This is a genomic window from Sphingomonas sp. Leaf242 (assembly GCF_001422045.1).
GTDB lineage: Bacteria > Pseudomonadota > Alphaproteobacteria > Sphingomonadales > Sphingomonadaceae > Sphingomonas.
Map to the genome: position 1 here is coordinate 44698 of NZ_LMLW01000009.1, position 24634 is coordinate 69331.

Annotated in this window: 19 protein-coding genes; 7 read left to right on the forward strand and 12 right to left on the reverse strand. The window is 66.5% G+C overall.

The features are described 5' to 3' along the window. Positions 1-6: 6 nt before the first annotated feature. The 3 genes from mprF to ASF09_RS11475 all read right to left on the reverse strand — a co-directional run bounded on the left by mprF (position 7) and on the right by ASF09_RS11475 (position 3803). Entirely contained in the window at positions 7-2580 is a 2574-nt protein-coding gene (gene mprF, locus ASF09_RS11465) for a bifunctional lysylphosphatidylglycerol flippase/synthetase MprF (RefSeq protein ID WP_060526364.1), read from the reverse strand. A 105-nt stretch (positions 2581-2685) separates the two neighbouring features. Further along, entirely contained in the window at positions 2686-3402 is a 717-nt protein-coding gene (locus tag ASF09_RS11470) for an AcvB/VirJ family lysyl-phosphatidylglycerol hydrolase (protein ID WP_060526365.1), read from the reverse strand. A gap of 113 nt (positions 3403-3515) precedes the next feature. Continuing rightward, positions 3516-3803, reverse strand: coding sequence for a chorismate mutase (locus ASF09_RS11475; protein WP_060526366.1), 288 nt, complete (start codon positions 3801-3803; stop codon positions 3516-3518). Positions 3804-3945: 142 nt separating this feature from the next. Between ASF09_RS11475 and ASF09_RS11480 the strand changes: the two genes are divergently transcribed. Further along, positions 3946-4974 (forward strand): polyprenyl synthetase family protein, encoded by a 1029-nt coding sequence (locus tag ASF09_RS11480; RefSeq protein WP_060526367.1) that lies wholly within the window; start codon positions 3946-3948, stop codon positions 4972-4974. Positions 4975-5122: 148 nt separating this feature from the next. On the opposite strand, the gene ASF09_RS11485 is transcribed toward ASF09_RS11480, so the two are convergent. From ASF09_RS11485 to mutS, 3 genes are all read right to left on the reverse strand, one after another. Beyond that, on the reverse strand, positions 5123-5569 hold the full coding sequence (locus ASF09_RS11485) for a glycine zipper 2TM domain-containing protein (RefSeq protein ID WP_060526368.1): 447 nt from the start codon (positions 5567-5569) through the stop codon (positions 5123-5125). A gap of 107 nt (positions 5570-5676) precedes the next feature. After that, entirely contained in the window at positions 5677-6636 is a 960-nt protein-coding gene (locus ASF09_RS11490) for a cation diffusion facilitator family transporter (protein WP_060526369.1), read from the reverse strand. A gap of 199 nt (positions 6637-6835) precedes the next feature. Then, entirely contained in the window at positions 6836-9415 is a 2580-nt protein-coding gene (gene mutS, locus ASF09_RS11495; protein WP_060526370.1) for a DNA mismatch repair protein MutS, read from the reverse strand. A 287-nt stretch (positions 9416-9702) separates the two neighbouring features. Between mutS and ASF09_RS11500 the strand changes: the two genes are divergently transcribed. Next, positions 9703-11958, forward strand: coding sequence for an NADP-dependent malic enzyme (locus ASF09_RS11500; protein WP_060526371.1), 2256 nt, complete (start codon positions 9703-9705; stop codon positions 11956-11958). A 161-nt stretch (positions 11959-12119) separates the two neighbouring features. On the opposite strand, the gene ASF09_RS11505 is transcribed toward ASF09_RS11500, so the two are convergent. Then, positions 12120-12908: an SDR family oxidoreductase gene (locus ASF09_RS11505; protein ID WP_056484752.1), complete on the reverse strand. Its 789-nt coding sequence runs from the start codon at positions 12906-12908 to the stop codon at positions 12120-12122. 146 nt (positions 12909-13054) lie between these two features. Between ASF09_RS11505 and ASF09_RS11510 the strand changes: the two genes are divergently transcribed. The 4 genes from ASF09_RS11510 to ASF09_RS11525 all read left to right on the forward strand — a co-directional run bounded on the left by ASF09_RS11510 (position 13055) and on the right by ASF09_RS11525 (position 18185). Then, a complete protein-coding gene (locus ASF09_RS11510; protein ID WP_060526372.1) occupies positions 13055-13882 on the forward strand; it encodes an SDR family NAD(P)-dependent oxidoreductase in 828 nt (275 codons plus the stop codon). Continuing rightward, complete coding sequence (locus ASF09_RS11515; RefSeq protein ID WP_235529811.1) at positions 13879-15312, forward strand: MFS transporter; 1434 nt, start codon at positions 13879-13881, stop codon at positions 15310-15312. The genes ASF09_RS11510 and ASF09_RS11515 overlap by 4 nt, the downstream gene beginning before the upstream one ends. Positions 15313-15552: 240 nt before the next feature. Next, positions 15553-17430: a M1 family metallopeptidase gene (locus ASF09_RS11520; RefSeq protein WP_060526373.1), complete on the forward strand. Its 1878-nt coding sequence runs from the start codon at positions 15553-15555 to the stop codon at positions 17428-17430. Between the two features lie 137 nt (positions 17431-17567). Then, positions 17568-18185, forward strand: a complete 618-nt coding sequence (locus tag ASF09_RS11525) for a CHAP domain-containing protein (protein ID WP_082444264.1) — start codon at positions 17568-17570, stop codon at positions 18183-18185. Between the two features lie 332 nt (positions 18186-18517). Here ASF09_RS11525 and msrB read toward each other — a convergent pair whose 3' ends face one another. The 4 genes from msrB to ASF09_RS11545 form a co-directional block, all read right to left on the reverse strand. Then, complete coding sequence (gene msrB / locus ASF09_RS11530) at positions 18518-19006, reverse strand: peptide-methionine (R)-S-oxide reductase MsrB (RefSeq protein WP_060526767.1); 489 nt, start codon at positions 19004-19006, stop codon at positions 18518-18520. A gap of 61 nt (positions 19007-19067) precedes the next feature. After that, on the reverse strand, positions 19068-20306 hold the full coding sequence (locus tag ASF09_RS11535) for a cytochrome P450 (RefSeq protein WP_060526374.1): 1239 nt from the start codon (positions 20304-20306) through the stop codon (positions 19068-19070). 141 nt (positions 20307-20447) lie between these two features. Then, the gene (locus tag ASF09_RS11540; protein ID WP_060526375.1) at positions 20448-21683 is read right to left on the reverse strand and encodes an ABC transporter permease; all 1236 of its coding nucleotides are present in this window, start codon (positions 21681-21683) and stop codon (positions 20448-20450) included. After that, positions 21680-22606: an ABC transporter ATP-binding protein gene (locus ASF09_RS11545; protein WP_156359331.1), complete on the reverse strand. Its 927-nt coding sequence runs from the start codon at positions 22604-22606 to the stop codon at positions 21680-21682. The genes ASF09_RS11540 and ASF09_RS11545 overlap by 4 nt, the downstream gene beginning before the upstream one ends. Positions 22607-22650: 44 nt before the next feature. On the opposite strand from ASF09_RS11545, the gene queG reads away from it, so the two are divergent. Further along, on the forward strand, positions 22651-23787 hold the full coding sequence (gene queG / locus ASF09_RS11550) for a tRNA epoxyqueuosine(34) reductase QueG (RefSeq protein ID WP_060526377.1): 1137 nt from the start codon (positions 22651-22653) through the stop codon (positions 23785-23787). A gap of 80 nt (positions 23788-23867) precedes the next feature. On the opposite strand, the gene ASF09_RS20325 is transcribed toward queG, so the two are convergent. After that, positions 23868-24428, reverse strand: a complete 561-nt coding sequence (locus ASF09_RS20325; RefSeq protein ID WP_156359332.1) for a hypothetical protein — start codon at positions 24426-24428, stop codon at positions 23868-23870. Positions 24429-24634 lie beyond the last annotated feature (206 nt).

Here is a 24634-nt window from a genome sequence, read left to right on the forward strand (position 1 = left end):
CAAGCCTTACCGACTCACCAAAGCCTGCAAATCGATCAGCCCGCGCAGCAGCGACGTGCCGCCCGGCGAGGCGATGTAGCGCGGCGTCCAGTTCGGCCTGAACTTCTCCTTGTACGCGCGCAGGCCCGCGAACCCGTAGAATCGCTCGCCGTGGCGGAACAGGAACGCGGCCACCTTCGACCAGGTCGGCGACAGCCGTCGCGCCTCGATCCCCGACAGCGGTGCCATCCCGAGCGAGAAATTGCGATAGCCGTGCTCGTGGCCCCACAGCATCAGCCGGGTGAACAGGAAGTCCATGCCCCCCTGCGGCATGTCCTCTGCGTGACGCATCAGGTCGACCGACAATTCCTGGCCGTTCGGGGTCGCCCAGATATTGGCGAAGGCGACGATCCGCCCCTCGATCCGCACCACCGCGCAATCGAACGTCGTCAGATAGCCAGGTTCGAACCGGCCGACGCTGAAGCTCTTCTCGGCGTGATCCTTGTCGGCCAGCCACCAGTCCGAGATCGCCTGCAATTCGGGGAGGATCGCGGGCATGTCGGCGGCCCGCACGACTGCGAACTCGGCGCCGGCGCGCTCGGCGACCCGGCTTGCCTTGCGCACGCTGCGCATATCGGGCGTTTCCAGCGTGAAGCTGCCGAGTTCGACGGTCGCCTCCTCGCCGTATTTGACGAGCTTCAGCCCCATCTCGATCGCGATCGGGACGATGCGCAGGCCGATCTGGTACAGCAGCAGCCGCCCTTGCGCGGCATCGGCACGCGCGCGGATCGCCCAGAGCAGCTCGGACCACGCCTCGGCCGGGCCGACGGGATCGCCGATCACGATCCAGCTCGCGCCCTTGACCTGGTACATCAGGAACGCGTCGCGGCTGTCAGATACCAGGAAGCGCTTGTCGCCGGTGAAGGCGAGCATCGCGTCGGTCCGGTCGGCATGCGCGAGCGCGGCCTCCGCCACGTCGTCGGGCAGCACGTCGTGGACGAGCGGCACGGGCGCCGCCGCGAACAGCCGCCAGATCGCCACGCCGATCAACAGCAGCCCGACCGCCAGGCTGGTGCGCAGGAACCGCGAGGCGTTGGCGTTGGTCTCGAACTCCCACCACAGATTGCTCGAATAGCCGACGCGGTGGTACGCGAAGAACCCGATCAGCACCGACAGGCCGATCGCCGCGCCGACCCCGACCAGCCATTCGGGTGACAACGGCTCAGCGGTCAGCCGCGTCCGCCGGTAGAAGGCGCCGCGCGTCCATTGCAGCGCGGCGGCGGTCAGCAACAGGACGGTCGCTTCCTCGTAATCCAGGCCCTTGGCGATCGACAGCAGCGCGCCGGCGATGAGCAGCGTCCGGGCTGCCCAGAACGCACCGTCGAGCCGGCGGTAGAGCCCTAGCGCCACGAACAGCAGCATGACGCCGACGAGGCTGGCCGCGACATGCGCCATCTCGCTGATCGGCAACGGCAGGATCGTCGCCAGCGCGTTCATCCGGCCGGGCGCGGCGGGCAGCGCGCCCGAGACCAGCAGCATCGCGCCGCTCATGAACACGAGCACGCCGAGCAGCAGCGGCGCCAACGGCAGCGCGATCGTCAGCGGATCGGTGCCGCGGCCGTCCTGATCCGCGGTGCGCGCGCGGCGACGCCATTGCCGGCCCTCGTGGAACGCGAGCAGCACCGCCGCCAGGATCAGCGGCGCGACGTAATAGATGATCCGGTAGGCGAGCAGCGCGGCGAGGATGGTCGCGTTGTTCTGCGGCATCGTCGCGATGATCACCGCCTCGAACACGCCGAGCCCGCCCGGCACATGGCTGATCAGCGCGACGACGATCGCCACCGCATAGCCGAGGAACAGCACCGGATAGAGGTCGGGGGAGGCGTTCGGGAGCAGCACGAACAGCGCTGCGCTCGCCGCTGCGAGATCGACGGTCGACACCAGCAGCAGCGCGAGCGCCTGGCGCGCGTCGGGCAGCGGCAGGCGCCAGCCTAGCAGCCCGATCGAACCGCCCTGACGATAGCGCAGGACGATCGCCAGCATCGCCAGCGGAATGCCGATCCCGATCGCCCGCTCCAGCAGCGGCGGCAGCGTCCAGTGGACGATCGGCAGCATGCCCGGATGGATCGCCATCGATAGGCACGCGACGCTGATCACCCCCGCCCAGAACGTCACTCCCGCGATCAGGACGACGCGCGCCACCCCCGCTTCGTCCAGCCCGGCGCGACTGTAGACGCGGTAGCGCGCCGATCCGCCGGTCAGCATCGCAAGCCCGAGATTGTGGCTGATCGTGTAGCTGGTGAACGACGCGACGGCGGCGGTCCGCCAGGGTAGCGGATGACCGATCACTCTGAGTGCGATCGTGTCGTAGAAGGTCAGCGCGATGTAGCTGACGACGGTCAGGCCGATCGACGCCGACAGCGCGGGCCAGCCGAGCGCGGCGAACGCCGTACGCACCTCGGACAGGCGGATTTCCGCGGTCAGCTTGTGGATCGCGGCAAAGCCGAGCACCGCGACGAGCAGCACCGCGAGCGCGATCAGCGTGCCGCGGCGATGCGCGATCCAGTCGCGGATCCGGACGAGCGTGGGTCGCGTCGTCATGACCTGCGCAAACCGTGTTTCCGAACCCGAGTCCCGCCATGAGGCGGACGTGTCTGTTCCCCGGCCCCGATAGTGTCCGGCATTGGCAAGCTCATCGACGACCCCTCAGCGCGCGAACACGAACCGCGCGAGGACATCGTAGAGCGCATCGGCGTCGCGGTGAAGCGGATGTCCGCCGGGCAACGCCACGTTTTGCACATTGGGCTGTGTCAGCAAGGGGCACAGGCTGCCAATTTCCTCCTGGCCGTGCACGCACAGCAGCGGCACCCAGGTCAATCGCCGCGCAGTCGGCAGGGCATCGATCGTCGGCGTCCAGAGATCGAAGATCTCGCTGGGCGAGGCGCGGAACTGGACGTTGTCCTCGGGCACGATCAGCGCCACCCGCACGATCTTCGCGCGCAGGTCGGCGGGCAGGTCGATCAGCCCGACGTGCAGCATGTCCGCGCCGAACGACTGGCCGATCAGCACGACCTTGTCGGTCTGGCCCAGTCGCATTGCGCGGCGTTCGGCATCCGCGATCAATCGCGTGATGTCCGCGGGCGTCCGGGTCTTGCGCAGATACGTCAGCGTGTTGACCGCGACCACCGGCACGCCGTCCGCCGCCAGCCGCTGCGCGATTTCTCGCGCCATGCCGATCCGGTAGCCGACATCGCTGGTCAGCAGCACCGCGGCGAACGGGCGCTTAGCAGTGGTGGGGGACGCATTGGTCGCGGGGACGTCCGTGAACACCGGGCCGCCGAAATAGCCGAGCCAACCCATGAACCCCGTCGCGATCACCGCCAGGACCACGAGTCCGATCAGAGCACGCCGAAGACCCGTCATCGCCGCCGCCCTACCGAGAACGAGATGATCGCGAGATGGAGCAGCCGTGACGATTCCGTCACGTCGCGCCTGACGACCGTCGCGGGTAGACTGGCCGGCGAAGCGGGCGCGGTTCAGGCGGGATCGTGCGCAAGCTGTTCGTGGTGACGGATGACCTCGTCGATAATGAAGCGCAGGAATTTTTCCGAGAATTCCGGATCGAGCTGTGCCTCCGACGCGAGATGCCGCAACCGCGCGATCTGGCGCTCCTCGCGGCCGGGATCGGCGGCGGGCAGGCCGTGGGTCGCCTTGTGCCGTCCCACCGCCTGCGTCACCTTGAACCGTTCGGCGAGCATGTGGATGAGGGCCGCATCGATATTGTCGATGCTCTGGCGATATCCGGTCAACAGGTCGTCAGCCACCTAAAAACACCCTTTCGTTGGTTCGGCGCGCCTTTTGGGAGGATACGGCCGGATCGGCAAGATGTCCGCGGGGCGGGCCGGGGTGAGCCGAGGGTCGGCAAGGGTTGCTTTGCAGGGGCATAGGCGGCAGAGGCTCGGGGAGATGAGCGCCACCGTCCACCGCCTCGAAACCGTACGTCCCAATCCCGAGTCCCAGCCGTCGCTGGACCCGATGGTCAAACTCGTCACCGGCGACATGGACCAGGTCAATGCGGTGATCCGCGGCCGGATGCAGTCCGAGATCCCGCTGATCCCCGAACTCGCGGGTCACCTGATCGCCGGCGGCGGCAAGCGGATGCGGCCGATGCTGACGCTCGCGAGTGCGCAACTGATCGGTTATTCGGGGACGCAGCACCACCTGCTGGCCGCTGCGGTCGAGTTCATCCATACCGCGACGCTGCTGCACGACGACGTCGTCGACGGCTCGGACCTGCGCCGGGGCAAGCGCACCGCCAACATCATCTGGGGCAACCCGGCCAGCGTGCTGGTCGGCGATTTCCTGTTCAGCCGCAGCTTCGAGCTGATGGTCGAGGCGGGCAGCCTGAAGGCGCTCAAGATCCTGTCGTCGACGAGCGCGGTGATCGCCGAGGGCGAGGTCAATCAGTTGACCGCCGCGCGCCGCGTCGATCTCGGCGAGGAGCGCTATCTCGACATCATCGGCGCCAAGACCGCGGCGCTGTTCGCGGCCGCGTGCCGGATTTCAGCGGTGGTCGCCGAGCGCCCCGAGGCGGAAGAGGCTGCGCTCGACGCGTATGGCCGCAACCTGGGCATCGCCTTCCAGCTGGTCGACGACGCGATCGACTATGTCTCGGACGCGGACACGATGGGCAAGGACGCGGGCGACGATTTCCGCGAGGGGAAGATGACGCTTCCGGTGATCCTGGCGTATGCGCGCGGCTCGGAAGAGGATCTCGCGTTCTGGAAGGACGCCGTCGAAGGCCGCCGGGACAGCGACGCCGATCTCCAGCATGCGATCCGCCTGATCCGCTCGACCCGTGCGATCGACGATACGTTTGCAAGGGCGCGTCACTACGGCCAGCGCGCGATCGATTCGATCGGTGGCTTTGCGAACGGTGCCGCCAAGGACGCGATGATCGAAGCCGTCGAATTCGCGGTCGCTCGCGCGTACTAGACCCTTCCGTTCACCCTGAGCGAAGTCGAAGGGTCTGACCAAAGCGCAGGTGCTTCGACTTCGCTCAGCACGAACGGCACGTTGCGCAGACACAAAAACGGCGGCCGATCGCTCGGCCGCCGTCGTCGTTTCTAGCGTCGGCTAAAGCTCAACGGCACTTCACGTTGCCGCGGTCGACCGAGCGGCCGAGCAGTGCGCCACCACCGGCACCCGCCAGCGTGCCGAGCGTCCCGCCACCGATCAGGTTCGCGAGCACGCCGCCGCCGAGCGCACCGATCACCAGCCCGGTAGAACCGTCGTTGCGCTTGCAATAGGCGCGACCGTCGCGACCACGATAGATCCGGTCGTTGCGGCCGAGGCGGCGCTCGCGGTACTTGCCGTCCTGATAGCTGCGCGACGGATCCCAGTTGCGGTCGTCGCCACGCCAGTTGCGATCGTTACCGCGGCGGTCGTTGTTGAAACGGCGATCGTCACGATCGCGACGATCGTTGTTGTCGCGGCGATCGTCGTAACGCTGCGCGGTCACGGCGGTCGGCAGCATGGCGGGCGCCGCGACGGCGACCGACATCAACGCTGCGATAAGATGCTTCTTCATGAACTTTGCTCCTGATGCGTGACAGAGTAACCCGTGCGGCACCGGAAAAGTTCAAACAGCTCGGTTTGGAATCCCAAGTTCAGACGCCGAAGTTCCAACGGCGGAATTCAAACAGTCGCCGAGTCCGCCATCGAACAGTCGTGGCCGTTGCCTGTCTCGACCTGCAACGTCGCGTGGCCGATCCCGAATTTATCGTGAAGCATCGTCCTGGCATCGCTCAGGAACCGGTCGCCTGGGTGGCCGGCGGGCATCACCAGGTGCGCGGTGAGGACGGGTTCGGTGGTGCTCATCGGCCAGATATGGAGATCGTGGATCTCGGTAACGCCGGGCAGGCCGCGGAGAGCGTCGTCGACATGGTCGAACTCGATCCCGCGGGGGACGGCGGACAGCGACATCTCGACGGTCTCGCGGAGCAGGCCCCAGGTCTGCCAGAAGATCAGGACCGCGATGACGATGCTCACAGCGGGGTCGATCCAGGTGAGGCCGGTGCGCCAGATCACGAAGCCGGCGATCACCACGCCCGCCGACACCAGCGCGTCGGCGGCCATGTGGAGGTACGCGCCGCGGATGTTGACGTCGCCCTTGCGGCCGCGCGCGAACATCCACGCGGTGAACGCGTTGACGGCGATGCCGATGCCCGCGACCATCGACACGGTCAGGCCGGCGGTCGGGGCGGGATCGGAGAAGCGCTGCGATGCCTCCAGCACGATCGCGCCGAGTGCGACCAGCAGCAGCAAGGCGTTGGCCAGCGCGGCGAGGATCGTCGAGCCCTTCAGCCCGTAGGTGTAGCGCTTGGTCGGTGCCGTGCGTGCGAGCATCGTGCCGCCCCAGGCGACGACGAGGCCGAGCACGTCGCACAGATTGTGGCCGGCGTCGGCGAGCAGCGCGACCGAGTCGATGCGCAGGCCGACGATCGCCTCGACGACGACGAAGACGATGTTGAGGCCGATGCCGATCGCGAACGCGCGGTCGAACGAGGCCGGGGCGTGGCTATGGCCGCCGTGCGCGTGGCCGCCGCCGTGCGAGTGACCATGCGAATGGTCATGTCCGTGATGATGTCCGCCCAAAGCCCGCGCTCCGCTAAATTCGGCCGCCGCCTAGCATCGACGTATCGTGAGATACTAGGACGCGGGATCAAGAACCTACGCTCTGGCTATTCCCGTGTCGTCATCCCAGCGAACGCTGGGATCCAGAGCCGCGAACCGCAACATTCTTGGCTCTGGATCCTGGGTCGAGCCCAGGATGACGGTGTGGGCGGGGCGGGGGTTAGCCCTCGTTCGCGAGCGCCTTCAACCGGTACAGCGCGTCGAGCGCATCCCGCGGGCTCATCGCGTCGATGTCGAGCTTCGCCAGATCCTCGCGCAGCACGTCGCACGCCGCCTCCTCGACCTGCGCCGCGGCCGCAAACAACGGCAGGTCGTCCAGTCCGGCCGCGAGCCCTCCCGTCTTCGCACGTCCGGCCTCGAGTTTCGCCAGCACCGCCTTCGCGCGCGCCACCGTGACCGGCGACATCCCCGCCAGCCGCGCGACCGCGAGGCCATAGCTCCGATCCGCCGGTCCATCGGCGAGTTCGTGGAGCAGCACCAGCTCCCCCTTCCACTCGCGCGCGCGGACGTGGTGAAGCGACAGCGCCTCGCAGCGCTCCGCCAACCGCGTCAGCTCGTGATAATGCGTCGCGAACAGGCAGCGGCAGCGATTGTCCTCGTGGATCGCCTCGACCACCGCCCACGCGATCGCGAGCCCGTCATAGGTCGAGGTGCCGCGGCCGACCTCGTCGAGGATCACGAACGACCGCGGCGTCGCCTGCGCGAGGATCGCCGCGGTCTCGACCATCTCGACCATGAACGTCGACCGCCCGCGCGCGAGGTTGTCGGAGGCACCGACCCGGCTGAACAGGCGATCGACGAGCCCCAGGGTGGCCTTGGTCGCGGGCACGTAGGACCCCGCCTGCGCGAGGACCGCGATCAGCGCATTCTGGCGGAGGAAGGTCGATTTACCACCCATGTTCGGCCCGGTGACGAGCCACAGCCGCGAACTCTCCGACAGATTGCAGTCGTTGGCGACGAACCGGTCGCCCGACTTGGCCACCGCCGCCTCGACCACCGGATGCCGGCCGCCCTCGATCTCGAAGCACGCGTGATCGACCAGCGACGGCCGTGCCCAGGCGCCTTCCGCCGCGCGCTCGGCCAGCCCCGCCGCGACGTCCAACCGCGCGAGCGCATCTGCCGTCGCCGCAATCGCCTCGCGCCCCGCCAAGGCCTGCGCGGTGAGTTCCTCGAGATGCGCCGCTTCTGCCGCCAACGCATGTGCGCCTGACTGCGACACCTTCGCCGCGACCTCGTGCAGCGCAGGCGTATTGAACCGCACCACGCCCGCGAGCGTCTGGCGATGCGTGAAGCCGCTATCCGCCTTCATCAACGGGTCCGCAGCCCGCGCCGGCACCTCGACATGATAGCCGAGCACGCCGTTGTGGCGAATCTTCAGCGCCGTAACGCCGGTCGCGGTCCGGAACTCCGCCTCCAGCGCGGCGATCGCCCGCCGTCCGCCGGCCCCCGCATCGCGCAGGTCGTCGAGCGCGGCGTCATACCCCGCCGCGATATACCCGCCGTCCGATGCCTCGATCGGCGGGGACGGCACCAGCGCGCGCTTGAGCAAATCGATCAGTGCGCCGTGTCCACGCAATCTCGGCGCGATGTCTCGGAGGAGCACTGGCGGATCGCCGATCGCGTCCATCCGCTCGCCGAGGCTCCAGGCGCCATCGAGCCCGTCGCGCAACTGCCCCAGATCGCGCGGGCCGCCGCGTCCTGCCGCCAGCCGCCCGAGCGCCCGCCCGATGTCGGGCAGCGCGCGCAACGTCGAGCGCAACCGCTCGCGCGCCGACTGGTCGTCATGGAACAGCCGCACCAGATCGAGCCGCGCGTCGATTGCCGCCTTGTCCATCAATGGCGCGCCGAGATCCGCGCCCAGCAACCGCGCGCCGGCCCCCGTCACCGTCCGGTCGACCGCATCGAGCAGGCTCCCCTTACGCACCCCACCGGTCGTACAGGTGAGCTCCAGGCTCTCGCGCGTGGCGGCGTCGATCGCCATCGTCTCTGCTGCGCGGCCGATCCGCGGGGGGCGGAGGAAGGGCATCGTGCCCTTCGCATTATGCTCCAGATACGCGACCAGGCCTCCGGCTGCGGCGAGCCCTGCGCGCCCGAACTGCCCAAACCCGTCGAGCGTCGCCACGCCGTACAGTCGCTTCAGCCGAGCCTCACCCGCGCCGCTGTCGAAATCGGTCTTGGGCCGCAGCGTCGTTGCGGCTTCTTCGAAAGCGCTAGCCTCCGATGCCACGACTTCGGCAGCGCCCAGCCGCGCGAGTTCCGCCTCGACCGCGTCGCCCGCAACCTCGACGATCTCGAACCGCCCGGTCGACACGTCCGCGGCGGCAATGGCAACAGACCCGCCAGCCTCGCCGATCGCCACGCACCAATTGTCGCTCCGTGCGTCGAGCAACGCCTCCTCGGTCAGCGTCCCCGCGGTCACCACGCGGACGATCGCGCGCGCAACGAGCGCCTTCGAGCCGCCGCGGGCCTTGGCTTCCGCCGGGCTCTCGACCTGCTCCGCGATCGCGACGCGGTGGCCGGCCTTGATCAGGCGTTGCAGGTACACCGTCGCCGCATGCACGGGCACGCCGCACATCGGGATCGGCCTGCCCTCATGCTCACCGCGCGCGGTCAGCGCGATGTCGAGCACCCCCGCCGCGATCCGCGCATCGTCCATGAACAGTTCGAAGAAATCGCCCATCCGGTAGAACAACAGGCAATCCTGCGCTTCCGCCTTCAGGCCGAGATACTGTGTCATCATGGGGGTAGGGGCGGGGTGCGACATCGGCGTCGATCTAGCGGGAGTTTGCGAGTTCGTCATCCGATTGGACGGCTTCCTTGTCCTGGTACCACCCCGGCGAAGGCCGGGGCCCAATTGGGGGACGGTAATAACGGAGCGCAGCGCGCTGTTACGACTACCTTTCCATTTGGACCCCGGCCTTCGCCGGGGTGGTGCTGTGAGGGGATGGGCGAAGTGTCCGGGGTGACGGATGTAGATCGCCTGCCTAGAAGGTGCCTTAATCCCAACGACCGTGCGAGGCCCCGCCCATGTCCGACGAAACGCTGCAATTCTCCGAACGCGAAGCTTTGCTCTTCCATTCGGAAGGTCGTCCGGGGAAGATCGAGATCATTGCGTCGAAGCCGATGGCGACGCAGCGCGATCTCGCGCTCGCCTATTCGCCCGGCGTCGCGGTGCCGGTGCAGGCGATCTACGACGATCCCGCCACCGTCTACGACTATACCGCCAAGGGTAACCTCGTTGCGGTGATCTCGAACGGCACCGCGATCCTCGGCATGGGCAATCTCGGGCCGCTCGCCAGCAAGCCGGTGATGGAAGGCAAGGCGGTGCTGTTCAAGCGCTTCGCCGACGTCGACGCGATCGATATCGAGCTGAAGACCGAGGACGTGAACCGCTTCATCGACGCGGTCGAGCTGATGGAGCCGACGTTCGGCGGCATCAACCTCGAGGACATCAAGGCGCCCGAATGCTTCATCATCGAGCAGGCCCTGCGCGAACGGATGAACATTCCGGTTTTCCATGACGACCAGCACGGCACCGCGATCATCACCGCCGCCGGCCTGATCAACGCGTGCCTGCTGACCGGGCGGAAGCTGTCCGAGGTCAAGATCGTCGTCAACGGCGCCGGCGCCGCGGCGATCGCCTGCACCGAGCTCGTGAAAGCAATGGGCGTGCGCGGCGACAACGTCATCCTGTGCGACCGGAAAGGCGTGATCTACCAGGGCCGCGAAGGCGTCGACCAGTGGAAGTCCGCCCACGCCGCGATCACTGAGACACGCACCTTGACCGAGGCACTGGTCGGCGCCGACGTGTTCCTGGGGCTCTCTGCGGCGGGCTCGCTGACGCCGGAGATGGTCAAGGACATGGCCCCCGCGCCGATCATCTTCGCGATGGCCAACCCCGAGCCCGAAATCCGCCCCGAACTGGCGATGGCCGCGCGCCCCGATGCGATCGTCGCGACCGGCCGCTCGGATTATCCGAACCAGGTCAACAACGTGCTCGGTTTCCCGTTCATCTTCCGCGGTGCGTTGGACGTCCGCGCGACCGGCATCAACGACGCGATGAAGATCGCCGCCGCCAACGCCATCGCCGAACTCGCGCGCGAACGGGTGCCCGAGGAAGTCGCCGCGGCGTACGGCGTCAGCCACAGCTTCGGCCCGGCGTACATCATCCCCGCGCCGTTCGATCCGCGGCTGATGGAAGTCGTCCCCGTCGCGGTCGCCAAGGCGGCGATGGCCTCGGGCGTCGCGACCAAGCCGATCCTCGACATCGAAGCGTATCGGCACTCGCTCCGCGCACGCCTCAATCCGACCACCTCGGTCCTGTCAATGGCGTACGAAGGCGCGCGCGCGCACCCCAAGCGCGTGATCTTCGCGGAAGGCGAGGAAGAGGTCGTCCTGCGCGCTGCTATCGCGTTCAAGGAAGGCGGCTACGGCACGCCGGTGCTGGTCGGCCGCGACGACGTACCCGACCGGTTGCGCGCACTCGGCGTCACCGATCCCGAGAGCTTCGAACTCCACAACAGCCGCGTCTCGCCGCTCGTCCCGCGGATGGTCGACTTCCTGTATTCGCGGCTCCAGCGTCGCGGGTACCTGCGCCGCGATTGCGAGCGGATGGTCAACCAGGACCGCAACATCTTCGGCGCGCTGCTGCTCCAGCTCGGCGAAGGCGATGCGATGATCACGGGCATCACGCGCACCTATGGCGAGACGATGCGCCAGATTTATCGCGTGATCGATCCGGCGGCGGGGAAGACGCCGTTCGGTATCCACCTGCTCGTCGGGCAGAGCCACACGGTGTTCATCGCTGACACCACCGTCAACGAACGCCCGACCGCCGAGCAGTTGGCCGATTTTGCCGAGCAAACGGCGGCGGTTGCGCGGCGGATGGGGCACGAACCCCGCGTGGCGTTCCTCAGCTACTCGAATTTCGGCAATCCGAAGGGCGAATGGCTCGACAACATTCGCGATGCGGTGACGGTGCTCGACGGGCGCAAGGTCGGGTTCGAGTATGAGGGCGAGATGGCGCCCGACGTCGCGCTGAACCCGAAGCAGCTGGCGAACTATCCGTTTGCGCGGCTCTCGGGACCGGCGAACGTGCTGATCATGCCGGGCCTCCAGTCCGCGCATATCTCGGCGAAGCTGCTACGAGAGCTCGGCGGGGATTCGGTTATCGGTCCGATGTTGATCGGCATGGAAAAGCCAGTCCAGGTCGCGCCGATGACGTCGACCGCGAGCGAACTGGTGACGCTGGCCGTTCTCGCGGCAGGTGGCATAGCCCGCTAACTAAAAGTCCCTCGCCCCTCCGGGGAGAGGGAAGGGGCCCGCGGCACTTGCCGTGGGAAGGGAGAGGGGCGTGAGGCTCGGGACGGTTCATCCCAACGCCCCTCTCCCTTCCGTTGCAAGTGCTCCTCCCTCCCTCTCCCCGGAGGGGCGAGGGAATTGGCTCAGGCGTCTATGCTTGTGCCCAGCGAAGCATGCACCAGACCGCCGTCGACCGTGATCGTCTCCCCAATCACATAATCCCCAGCTCGGCTCGCCAGATAGATCGCCGCGCCTGCCATATCCTCGTCCACACCCACGCGCTTCGCCGGAATCCCCTGCGCCACCGCATCCCCATGATCGCGCGCCGCCTTGTTCATGTCGCTCGCAAACGCCCCCGGCGCGATCGACGTCACGTTGATCGAATCCGTCACCAGCCGCGCCGCCATCCGCTTCGTCAGGTAGATCAGCGCCGACTTCGACGCATGATAGCTGTACGTCTCCCACGGGTTCAGCCGCTGGCCGTCGATCGACGTGATGTTGATCACCTTCGCCGGCTTCTCCCGCGATCCCGAAGCCTTCAGCGCAGCATGCAGCGCCTGCGTCAGGAAGAACGGCGACTTCACGTTGAGGTCCATGACCTTGTCCCAGCCGACCTCCGAAAACTCCTCGAACGGCACGCCCCACGCCGCGCCCGCGTTGTTTACGAGGATATCGAGCTTCGACTCATGCTCGGCGAACTGCGCGGCCAAAGCCTTGCACCCCGCCACGGTCGAGACATCCTGCGGCAACGCGATGCAGTTCGGCCCGAGTTCCGCGGCCGCCGCCTCGCACACATCGGCTTTCCGCGACGAGATATACACCTTGGCCCCCTGCGCGATGAACCCTGCGGCAATCATCTTGCCGATCCCACGGCTGCCGCCGGTGATCAGCGCAACGCGGCCGTCGAGCCGGAACAGGTTGGTCGTATCCATCACGCATCCTCCGAATGTTTGCCCGCTTGGTATCGCCGAGCGCCGCCCGCCGCAAACCCGTTTTTCGAACGAGCCGTCATTGACGAGTGTAAAGGCCGTACTATGCTTGCAAAAATGGGCTCGCCAAAAAGAGCAGGAGAGAGCGTGTGAGGTTTTCAGGCAAGCGTGCCGTCATAACCGGCGGCGCGTCCGGCATCGGCCGGGCGACCGCACTCCGACTCGCCGACGAAGGCGCGACCGTCCTGATCGGCGACATCGATGAGACCGGCGGCCACGCGATCGCCGACGCATCCGGCGGCCGTATCCTGTTCCAGCGCACCGACGTGCTCCAGGCCGACGATATCGAGGCGCTGATGCAGACCGCCGACGATGCGGGCGGGCTCGACATCCTGTTCAACAACGCCGGCGCAGGCGGCTCGCGCGACCCGATCGGCGAGATTTCCCCCGAGGATTGGGACCGCACGCAGGCGCTGCTCCTCCGCTCGGTCGCGCTCGGCATCCGCTACGCAGCACCCTTGATGGCGAAACGCGGCGGCGGCGCGATCGTCAACACCTCGTCGGTGTCCGCGCTCGGCACCGGCTATGCGCCGACCGCCTATTCCACCGCCAAGGCCGGCGTCCTCCACCTCACCAAGCAGGCCGCTGCCGATCTCGCGCAGCACAAGATCCGCGTGAACGCCGTCGTGCCCGGCTTCATCGTCACCAACATCTTCACGCGCACGCTCGAACTCGACGCCGCCAAGACGACGCAGGCCGATGCGATGATTGCGCATATCGCCGCGGACGCGCAGCCGATCCGCCGCCCCGGCACCAGCGAGGACATCGCCGCCGCGGTCGCGTTCCTGGTGAGCGACGATGCGAGCTTCATCACCGGCACGCACATCCTCGTGGACGGCGGCATGACGATCGGCACGCGGCCGAGCTGGGACCCCGCGCAACCCTCGCTGTTCGCGCTGCTCGACAAACTGAAATGACGGCACCCGCCCGCCGCCTCTCCAACGGCACGATGGCGAGCTACGGCTTCGGCGCGGTCGCGTATGGGGTGAAGGACGCCGGGTTCGGCACGTTCCTGCTGCTGTTCTACAACCAGGTCGTCGGGCTGCCGTCCGCCACCGTCGGGCTCGTCATCATGATGGCGCTGCTGATCGACGCGTTCGTCGATCCGGCGGTGGGCTTCTTCTCCGATCGCACGCGCACGCGGTGGGGCCGGCGGCATCCGTGGATGTACGCGTCTGCGCTGCCGATCATGATCGGCTGGCTGCTGCTGTGGAACCCGCCCTCGGTGATGTCGGAGCCGCAGACGCTGATCTGGCTGTTCGTCATGGCGGTGATCGTGCGTAGCGCGGTGAGTTGCTACGAGGTGCCGTCGGTCGCGCTGACCCCCGAGCTGACGTCGGGGTATGACGAGCGCACGCGGATCATGGCCTATCGCTATCTGTTCGGTTGGGTCGGCGGGCTGCTGATGTTGCTGTCGGCGTACCAGTATTTCCTCGCGCCCACCGCGGCGTTCCCGAACGGCCTGCTCAACCGCGCCGGTTACGGCGGCTTCGCGCTGGCGGGCGCGCTGTTCATCCGCGTAGCGATTCTCGTCTCCGCGCTCGGCACGCACCACGAGATCAGGCATCTCCCGAACCCGCCGATCGCCAAGCAGACCTTGCGCGAGTCCTTCGCCGAACTCCGCCAGACCGTGAAGAACCGCGCCTTCGCGATCCTGATGGCCGCGGGTGTCTGCGCGTACACGATCCAGGGCATCAGCTATGCGATGTCGAACTACCTCTACACCTATGTCTGGGGCTTCAAGGGGCCGGTGTTCGTCTACCTGACGATCGCGCTGTTCTCGGGCGTGTTCCTCGCGTTTCTCGCCGCGCCCCGGCTCGGCAGGACGGGGAGCAAGCCCAAGGCGGCGATGGGCGCGGTGCTGCTGGGTGCGGCGCTCAATACCTCGCCGTGCTGGGTGCGGATGCTCGGCGTGTTTCCCGACGTCGGCGATCCCACGCTGCTGCCGATGTTGTTCGGCTTCTTCATCCTCGGCACCGCGTCGAACGTCACCGGGTTCATCCTCGGCGCGTCGATGATGGCCGACGTGGTCGAGGATTCGGAAGCGAAGACCGGCCGGCGGTCCGAAGGCGTGTTCTTCGCGGGCTCGTTCTTCGTCCAGAAATGCACCAGCGGGATCGGCATCTTTTCCGCGGGGATGATCCTCGCGGTGGCGGGGTTCCCGGCCAAGGCTATGCCGGGGACGGTCCCGGTGGGAACGATCGATCGCCTCACGCTGATCTACGCCGGCCTCTACATCGCGCTGGCGTGCGTCTCGGCGTTCTTCTTCTCCCGCTTTCCGTTCGGCCGCGTCGAGCACGAGGCGCGGTTGGCGCGACTGGCAACGAACACAGTTCACGAGAGCTAGGAGCCACGGCTTCCGATGATCCTCCCCCGCCAGGGGGAGGTGGCTGGCCCTTGCCAGACGGAGGGGGAGGCATGCGAAACGTGCGTTCCGGATCCTCCCTCCGTTACCTTCGACGACACCTCCCCCTTGCGGGGGAGGATGCAAAACCGCGATCGTCTCACCCTTCCAGCAACGGGACCCGCACGTTAGGACCCAAGCTTGGCCGTCCCGATATCGAGGAACGGCGACATCGGAGTTCCCATGCGCATCCCCGCTCTAGCCACCGCCCTCGGTCTCGTCCTCGCATCCCCCGCCGTCGCGCAGACGATCGCCCCCGTCCTCACCACCCCCGACGCGCACGACCCACACAGCTACGCCCGCCCCGCCGAGGCCCGCGTCACGCACGTCGCGCTCGATCTAGCCGCCGACTTCGACACCCACGTCATCCGCGGCATCGCCACGCTCGACGTCCTGGCGAAACCAGGCGCGAAACTTGTCCTCGACGACAACGGCCTCAAGATCGTCAACATCACCGACGCCGCCGGCAAACCGCTCCCCTACTCGGTCGGCACAGTCGACAAGATCCACGGCGCGCCGCTGACCGTCACGCTCAACGGCGCCAGGAAAATCCGCATCGCCTACGCCTCCTCACCCGACGCGAAGGCGCTGCAATGGCTCACCCCTGCGCAGACCGCGGGCAAGAAACAGCCGTTCCTGTTCAGCCAGGGCGAGGCGATCCTCAACCGCAGCTGGATCCCGACGCAGGACTCCCCCGGCATCCGCCAGACCTGGGAGGCCAAGATCGCCGTCCCCAAGCAACTCACCGCGGTGATGAGCGGGCTCGCGACCGGCAAGCCGACCTGCGCTGCCGATCGCTGCACGTTCCAGTACAAGATGGACAAGCCCGTCGCGCCGTATTTGATCGCGCTCGCGGTCGGCGACATCGCGTTCAAGTCGACCGGCCCGCGCACCGGCATCTGGGCCGAACCCGCGACCTTGCCCAAGGCCGCGTACGAGTTCGGCGAGCTCGAGAAGTTCGTCGCCGCCGCCGAGGGGCTGTACGGCCCGTATCGCTGGGGCCGCTACGACGTGCTGGTCCTGCCGCCGTCGTTCCCGTTCGGCGGCATGGAGAACCCGACGCTGACCTTCGCCACGCCGACCGCGATCGCCGGTGACCGCAGCCTCGTCTCGCTGATCGCGCACGAACTCGCGCACAGCTGGTCGGGCAACCTCGTCACCAACGCGACCTGGGACGATTTCTGGCTCAACGAAGGCTTTACCAGCTATTTCGAGAACCGGATCATGGAAGCGCTCTACGGCAAGCGCCGCGCCGACATGGAGGCCGACCTCGCCTGGACCGACATGCTCGCCGCGGTGAAGGAGGCCGGTGGCCCCGCCGCAAAGGACACGCAGCTCCACCTCGATCTCGACGCCGCGCGCGATCCCGACGACGGCATGACTCAGATCGCCTACGACAAGGGCGCGGCGTTCCTCCGCACGATCGAGAAACAGGTCGGACGCGCACGGTGGGATGCGTATCTCCGCAGCTATTTCGACCGCCACGCCTTCCAGCCGCAGACCAGCGCAGGCTTCCTCGCCGACCTCAAGTCGAAGCTGCTGACGCCCGCCGAAGCCAAGACGATCGGCGTCGATACGTGGGTTTACAGCCCCGGCATCCCCGCGAACGCGGTGCATGTGACGTCCGCGGCGTTCCCGGCGGTCGATGCGGCGGCCAAGGCGTATGCGGCTGGCGGTCCCGTCTCGGGCGTGCCCGGCAAGGCGACTACGCAGGAGATCACGCGGTTCATCACGCAGTTGCCGCGCAAGCTCCCGGCCGAGCGGTTGAAGACGCTCGACACGGCGTTCGGCTGGAACACGACGGGCAACTCCGAGATCCGCTTCGCCTGGCTGCAACTCGCGCTCGCCAATCACTATGCGCCCGCCGACGCCTCGGCCGAGCAGTTCCTGACTTCGCAGGGCCGGCGGAAGTTCGTCGCGCCGCTGTTCCAGCAGATGATGGACTCGGGCGACTGGGGCCACAAGCTGGCGATGGAGATCTACGGCAAGGCGCGGCCGGGCTATCACGCGGTCACGCAGGTCACGGTCGACCGCATAACCGGTTGGAAACTCATGAACTGAGCTGCCCTGAGCGCCCGTTCGGGGCGTTGGTCGGCGCGGTAACACGCTTCGTCGGATATGGTTCCCGCACGGGTTCCAATTAAATCGAACCTCCCGTAGCCAGACTGCGACAAACGGGTTTTGGCCGGGGGGTCTCGATGAATTTCAAGGCGTTAGCAGCGCGTTTTGCGCTGGTGGTATCGTGTGGCCTGATGACGGCCACCCCTGCTGCGGCTCAGTTCTGGCAGTGCGTGACGTTCGCTCGCTCGGTGTCGGGCATCGAAATCCGCGGCAACGCCAACACCTGGTGGAGCCAGGCCGAGGGTCGCTACGAGCGTGGCCACACCCCGAAGGCCGGCTCGGTCCTCGCCTTCTCGCCGACCTCGCGGATGCGCGTCGGCCATGTCGCGATGGTCTCGAAGGTCGTCAGCGACCGCGAAGTCCTCCTTACGCATGCAAACTGGTCGCGCCCCGGCGCCATCGAGACCAACGTCCGCGCGGTCGACGTCTCCGCCGCCGGTGACTGGAGCATGGTCAAGGTGTGGTACGGCCCGCAGGGCGACCTCGGTACCTCGGCCTATCCGACCAAGGGCTTCATCTATTCGGGCCATGCGCCTGCTGGCGATACGTTCGATGCGCCAGCGCAGCCTTCGTTCCAGATGGCGAGCCGCACTGTCTCCGCAACTCAGCGCGCCAACGCTACGCAGCTTGCGACGATCCAGCACGGGCCGACCGACCCCCGCGGCATCTTCACGCTGGTGAACGAGGCGAACTGAGGTTTGTCTGGGCGTGGTGGCGGTTGCGTCAGTCCGCGCTCTACATCCAAAGTTTCGCTACTGATCGCTCCCCGACGGTCCAATTAGGCAACCACCCCGGCGAAGGCCGGGACCCAGTTGGAAAGGTCGCAGTAACAGCTCGCCACCTTCGTTAGCGACGCCGCCCAACTGGACCCCGGCCTCCGCCGGGGAGGTGCCATAAGGCCGAGCACTGATCTGCTAGCTTCTTGTTCTCCCGCGAAGGCGGGAGCCCAGTCTGGACCTCCGCCTTCGCGGGGGAACACTCTACCTGTTCAACAGCGTAACGCGCCGCACACGTTCAATGAACGCCCTCAAGCAGCTTTGAACGTCAGCGCATCGCCATTCATGCAGTACCGCTTCCCCGTCGGCTTCGGCCCGTCATCGAACACGTGCCCAAGATGCCCGCCGCACCGCCGGCAATGCACCTCGGTCCGCGCCATCCCCATCGTCGAGTCCACCCGCGTCCGCACCGCATTCGGCAAGGGCTGCCAGAAGCTCGGCCAGCCGGTGCCGCTCTCGAACTTGGTCTTCGACAAATAGTTCGGCAATGCACACCCGGCGCAGGAGAAAATTCCCGCGCGATGCTCGCCGTTGAGCGGACTGGAATAGGGCACTTCCGTCGCTTCCTTGCGCAACGTGTTGTACGCGTCGGGCGACAGCTTCTTCCGCCACTGCGCGTCGGTTAGGGTCACCTCGAACCGCTCGGCAGCCTGCGCGGGTTGAGACGAGCACCCCCAGAGCGCGAAGCCGGCGACGCCTGCTCCGGCGAGCGTGAGGAAAGCGCGGCGGTCCTGGGTCATGTTCGTCTCCATGGTTCGGATATAGGTACGGCCGAACCACCCGATAAGGTTAAGCCAAGCCTTAGTATTGACTGATTTCCACCGGTAATGTTCGATAGCCGTGGACGAAGCACGCGGCGACGCGCGTCGGTTCGGCGAGCACGTTGATGCGCATGCGGCGGGCGGCCATTTCCTCCAGCAGGATCGCAATCTGCATCTCCGCCAGCCGCGCGCCGACGCAGCGGTGGATCCCGTGCCCGAACGCCAGATGCCGCCGCGCATTCGGCCGATCGACCACGATCGCGTCCGCATCGTCGCCGAACACGCTCTCGTCGCGGTTCGCCGAGATGTACCAGAGCGCGAGCTTGTCGCCCGCCTTGATTGGCTGCCCCATCAATTCCGCATCGGCGGTCGCGGTGCGGCGCATGTGCGCGAGCGGGGTCTGCCAGCGCAGGATCTCGCTGACCGCATTGGGAATCAGCGTCGGGTCCGCCTCCAGCTTCGTGCGCGACTCCGGAAACGTGTCGAGGCCATAGGCGAGCGCTGACATCGAATTGCGCGTCGTGTCGTTGCCGCCGACGATCAGCAGGATGAGGTTCCCGATGAATTCGTTGTGATCCATGTGGCTCATCGCGTCCGAATGGATCATCATCGAGATCAGGTCGGGCGTCGGATCCTTGTCGATCTTCGCGTCCCACAAGGTTTTGAAATACGAGCCGCATTCGAACATGTGCATGAGCCGCTGACCACGTAGCTCGTCGTTCTTAACGATCTCGATATCGCCCGCCCAGTCCGACCATAAGGTCAGTTTCCGCCGGTCCGCCCAGGGGAAGTCGAACAGGATAGCGAGCATCTGCGTGGTCAGTTCGATCGCGACCGTGTCGACCCAGTCGAACGCGGTGTTCCACCGCAGGCTGTCGAGCATGTCGGCGGTCCGCCTGCGAATATCGCCCGACATCCGGGTCATTTCGCTGGGGGTGAAGGCCGGCGCGACGGTGCGGCGCTGGCCGGTATGCACCGGGCGATCGCGCGCGATGAACATCGGCATGCGGACGTCGCGCTCGGCGACGAAATCGGCGATCGTGATCCCGCCGGCTTCGGAGGAGTAGAGATCGGGGAGAGACTCGACCTCGACGATGCCCTTGTAGCTGGAGACCGACCAATAAGGGCCGTAGTCGGACTGCTCGACGTAATGGACGGGGGCTTCGGCGCGGAGTTGCGCGAACGGCGCCTGCCAGAGGTCGTCGCGGTAGAGTTCGGCGCGGCTCACATCGAGCGGATCGACTGTGTGTTGCGCCACGTCTCTTGCCAGAGTCGCCATCGTCTCTCTCCCGTGTTTTGCAGCAGGAGAAGCTTTGCTAACACTTATGTCAATAGGCGCTGTTCTCCTGCGAATGCAGGAGTCCAGGGTAACAAATACCATCCCTCGCGGTCCTGGGCTCCCGCGTTCGCAGGAGAACGGTTAAGCTACTGCCTTCGCCTTGCGCCGCCAGAACGGCCGCGCGCTTCCGGACTGCAGCACGCCCCTTCGGAACAGCCGTGCGCCAACCGTGATGAAGATCGTCACCCACAAGGCCTGCCACGCCAGCGCCGCGACGTGCGGCCACAATTCCGGCGAGTTCGCTGCGTGCCCGGCCATCGCGAATGGCGACGACAGCGGGAACAGCTCGGCGGCGGTGGCGATCCAGCTGCCCGGCCGCGATGCCGCTGCCGAGGACAGCCCGAACATCGCAACCTGAAGGATCGTGATCGGTAACGACAGCATCTGGATCTCGCGCATCGTCGTCGCCTGCGCGCCTACGCCGAGGAATACCGACCCGAGCAGCAGATACGCCATGCTGAAATACGCCGCGAACAGGACCGCGAACATCGGAGCGCCGACCGCCGGCGTCAGGTCGCCCAGCGCGACCGCGGCTGCTGCTGGCATCAACGACGTGATCTGGCTGACGACGGTGCCCCAGAACGCGACGAACAGCACCGCCACGCCGAACATCCCGATCAGCTTGCCGAAGAATACGGACTCCAGCGGCACCGCAGCGGCGAGCACTTCGATCACCTTGTTGTTGCGCTCCTCGGCCATCGTGCCGACGACCTGGCCCGACAGGAACAGCGTCAGGAAGAATATCCCGAATACCGCGAAGAAGGCGGATTGATGCTGCCCACCGACCGACGTGGTCGAGCGCGTGACCGGCGTCTTGGTCGCGGCGATCATCGGCAGCGTGCCGCCGAGCTTCTGCGCGGCGAGCGTCGTCTGTGCGAGCAACCCGAGATAATCCGCCGAACGCCGCCCGCGCGGTCCGTACAGGATCTGCGGCGCATCGAGCGGGCCGTACAGTACCGCGGACGCATCGACGTCCTTGGTCTCGAATGCAGCCCGGGCTTGCGCCGCGGGATCGGCGGTCGGCGCGATGATCGACAGTTCGGGAGGCGCTTCGTCTCCGCGGAACATGCCACGCAGGCGCGTGTCGGCTTCGTCGATCGGCCGCACGGTAGTGGTGGGGACGATCGCGATGATCCGCGTCTTGTCCTGCGCGCCGCCGCTGACGCTCGCCGCGCCCATGCCCCCGATCGCGCCGAACGATCCCATGATGACCGGCGCGAACAGGAACAGCAGGAAGATCGGCGTGAACACCGTGGCGATGAAGTCGCGGCGCGCGATCGTGAACGTCTGGCGGAGGGTGCGACGGAAACGGCTCATGCTGCCTTCTCCACAGGTACATCACCGTGCTGCCCGACGATCCGGACGAACGCCTCGTGCAAGCCGGGCCGTTCGATCGACAGCCCCGAAATCCCGTACCCCGCGTCGATAAGCCTCACGAGCAAACTTTCGATTCCTTCACCCGGCAGCTCGAACCGCCAGCTATCCCCGTCCGCCACAGCATCCGACGGCAGCACGCCGCGGATCGCCGGATCGGGCCGATGCGGCGTGTAGTGGACGCGTTGCGGCAATATGCCTCGAGCGTCCGCGACCGTGCCTTCGAACCGTCGCTTGCCGCCGGCGATGATCGCCAGCCGGTCGCACAGGCGCTCGGCATGGCTCATGATATGCGTCGAGAACAGGATCGTCGCGCCGCGGTCGCGCTCGTTGAGGATCAGCTTCTCGAGCCGCTCCTGGTTGACCGGATCGAGCCCCGAAAACGGCTCGTCGAGCACCAGCAGGTCGGGCTGATGCACCACCGAGCCGAGCAGCTGCACCAATTGCGCCATGCCCTTCGACAGCTTGCGGATCTTCTCGTCGACCGCATGGCCAAGGCCAGCGGCTTCCATCAACACCACCGCACGCTCGCGGCCGGTCTTCCAGTCGAGCCCACGCAGAGCTCCCAGGAACGCGATCGCCTCGCGCGCCTTCATCGCCGGATACAGTCCGCGCTCCTCGGGAAGATAGCCGACGCGGTCGCTCGCATCGCGCGGATTGTCGTAGCCGAGCAGCGTGCGGCTACCCTCGTCGGGCTCGATGATACCGAGCAGCATGCGCAGCGTCGTCGTCTTGCCCGCGCCATTGGGGCCGAGCACGCCGTACACCGAGCCGCGCGGCACCATCATGTCCACCCCGTCGACCACGCGCCGTTCGCCGAACCGCTTCACGATCCCGTTCGCGGTGACCGCCCATTCATCGTTCACGCGCAATCTTCCTCCCGAGGGTGGCGTCGTGGTAGCGGGCGGACGTGGCGCAAGACAAGCTGGAACACAGGCTCAAGGCCAAAGCGGCGGAACTGGGCTTCGTCGCGTGCGGGATCGCGCATGCGGACGCGGCGCCGCGCGCGGGCGAGCGGCTCCACCAATGGCTGGCGGACGGGCGTCACGGCGACATGATCTGGATGGAGGAGCGCAAGCACCACCGCGAAAGCCCCGCCGGCCTGTGGCCCGAGGTGCGCAGCGTCATCGCGCTCGGCATGAGCTATGCGCCGAAGGACGATCCGCTCCGGCTGGCGGACGAGGGCGGGGTAGGGCGGATCTCGGTCTATGCGCAGGGGCCGGATTATCACGATGTCGTGAAGCGGCAGTTGAAGGCGCTCGGGCGATGGCTGGCGGCGGAAGCAGGCCGCGACCTGCCGCCGTTCGACTTGAAAGTGTTCGTCGACACCGCGCCGGTGATGGAAAAGCCGCTCGCCGAAGCCGCCGGGCTCGGCTGGCAGGGCAAGCACACCAACTTGGTCAGTCGCGAGCATGGCAGCTGGCTGTTCCTCGGCGCGATCTACACGACGCTCGATCTGGAACCGGACAAGGGCGGCGTCGACACCTGCGGCAGTTGCGACGCGTGCCAGACCGCATGCCCGACCGCCGCCTTCCCGCGGCCGTACCAGCTCGATGCCCGCCGCTGCATCTCCTACCTGACGATCGAGCATGCCGGCCCGATCCCGCATGAATTTCGCGCCGCGATCGGCAACCGCATCTATGGCTGCGACGACTGCCTCGCCGTTTGCCCCTGGAACAAGTTTGCCGCCGCGGCGAACGCGAACCTGGCCTTCCACCCCCGCGCGGAACTGGTCGCGCCCGAACTCGCCGACATCCTCGCACTCGACGATGCGAGCTTCCGCCAGGTCTTTGCCGGCTCCCCCATCAAGCGTATCGGTCGTGACAAGATGGTCCGCAACGCCCTGATCTCGGCGGGCAACAGCGGCGATGCGGCGTTGGCCGACACGGTCGCCGCGCTGCTCGACGATCCCGCCCCCTCGATCCGAGGCGCGGCGATATGGTCGCTGGCCCGGCTCGACGGTCTGCGCTGTCAGACCGAGCGCACCCGCCGTCTACCCCAAGAAGCCGACGACTCCGTCATCGCCGAATGGACCTCCGCCGCGTAGACGTGACGATCAAGCGACGTCCGACTTGGAAAGGAGAGCGGACTGGCGGCTTTCGGGCGGCATCAGGTATTATCGAAAGATCACAGTGCCAAGCTGAGCAAAGCTTGGTCAACCTCCCAAGCGATTTGTCGCATAGTTGCCCAGTGAGCGCCGGTAACTGGTTGGTTTGACCCCTCGGTGGTTATCCGGATACGAGGATCGAGGTCGAAACCTAGCCAATGATAGCTCTCATTATCTATCTTTGAATCAACATGCCCCCCGCCGTCTTGGTTTCGCATGGAAAAAACGAGGTTCATTCGCTTAAGCTTTAGCCCCTTACTTGTCGTATAGATGATTTGTTCCCACCACTTTCCAAACTTGAGCCATGGAAGACCATCCAAGTTCATCCCAATCTGGCAGAGTGGCGCTATGCGGGTGCCCTCAGGGCCTAACTGAAGAACAGTTAATGGCGGTGCACGCATCAACTCGCCTCCCGATGGGGGGTCGGGCAATTTTATTTCGGAATTGGGAAATGTAAGCGCGCGTTTCAGTCCGAGTTGGCCTAAAAGAGATCGCGAACCTCCTCCATCCTGCAACAGCACGTAGCATGATTGGGCCAGCCGCTCGGCTTCCTCGATCGCGCCCTCATCGTACGCTGCCATCGATCGACGCATATTTGAGATTTGGCGATCTAGCGCCTTTCGCAGATCATCCTCCGTTTTCGGAAACGACGATTGAGAAACCATCAGATCAACCCGTTGCTAAAATAACAAAGCGTGCGGATAAGCTACGAGGGATGTGGCTGCCTGTCGCTTGGTATCGCAAACAGTCTCGATCACCCTATTCACATAGCGCTATTTCTGGATGC

Bases quoted from the DNA above. Each gene is read 5' to 3' on its own strand.
- mprF (WP_060526364.1), bottom strand. From the start codon at position 2,580: ATGACGACGCGACCCACGCTCGTCCGGATCCGCGACTGGATCGCGCAT.
- ASF09_RS11470 (WP_060526365.1), bottom strand. From the start codon at position 3,402: ATGACGGGTCTTCGGCGTGCTCTGATCGGACTCGTGGTCCTGGCGGTG.
- ASF09_RS11480 (WP_060526367.1), top strand. From the start codon at position 3,946: ATGAGCGCCACCGTCCACCGCCTCGAAACCGTACGTCCCAATCCCGAG.
- ASF09_RS11485 (WP_060526368.1), bottom strand. From the start codon at position 5,569: ATGAAGAAGCATCTTATCGCAGCGTTGATGTCGGTCGCCGTCGCGGCG.
- mutS (WP_060526370.1), bottom strand. From the start codon at position 9,415: ATGATGACACAGTATCTCGGCCTGAAGGCGGAAGCGCAGGATTGCCTG.
- ASF09_RS11500 (WP_060526371.1), top strand. From the start codon at position 9,703: ATGTCCGACGAAACGCTGCAATTCTCCGAACGCGAAGCTTTGCTCTTC.
- ASF09_RS11505 (WP_056484752.1), bottom strand. From the start codon at position 12,908: ATGGATACGACCAACCTGTTCCGGCTCGACGGCCGCGTTGCGCTGATC.
- ASF09_RS11515 (WP_235529811.1), top strand. From the start codon at position 13,879: ATGACGGCACCCGCCCGCCGCCTCTCCAACGGCACGATGGCGAGCTAC.
- ASF09_RS11520 (WP_060526373.1), top strand. From the start codon at position 15,553: ATGCGCATCCCCGCTCTAGCCACCGCCCTCGGTCTCGTCCTCGCATCC.
- ASF09_RS11525 (WP_082444264.1), top strand. From the start codon at position 17,568: ATGAATTTCAAGGCGTTAGCAGCGCGTTTTGCGCTGGTGGTATCGTGT.
- msrB (WP_060526767.1), bottom strand. From the start codon at position 19,006: ATGACCCAGGACCGCCGCGCTTTCCTCACGCTCGCCGGAGCAGGCGTC.
- ASF09_RS11535 (WP_060526374.1), bottom strand. From the start codon at position 20,306: ATGGCGACTCTGGCAAGAGACGTGGCGCAACACACAGTCGATCCGCTC.
- ASF09_RS11540 (WP_060526375.1), bottom strand. From the start codon at position 21,683: ATGAGCCGTTTCCGTCGCACCCTCCGCCAGACGTTCACGATCGCGCGC.
- ASF09_RS20325 (WP_156359332.1), bottom strand. From the start codon at position 24,428: ATGGCAGCGTACGATGAGGGCGCGATCGAGGAAGCCGAGCGGCTGGCC.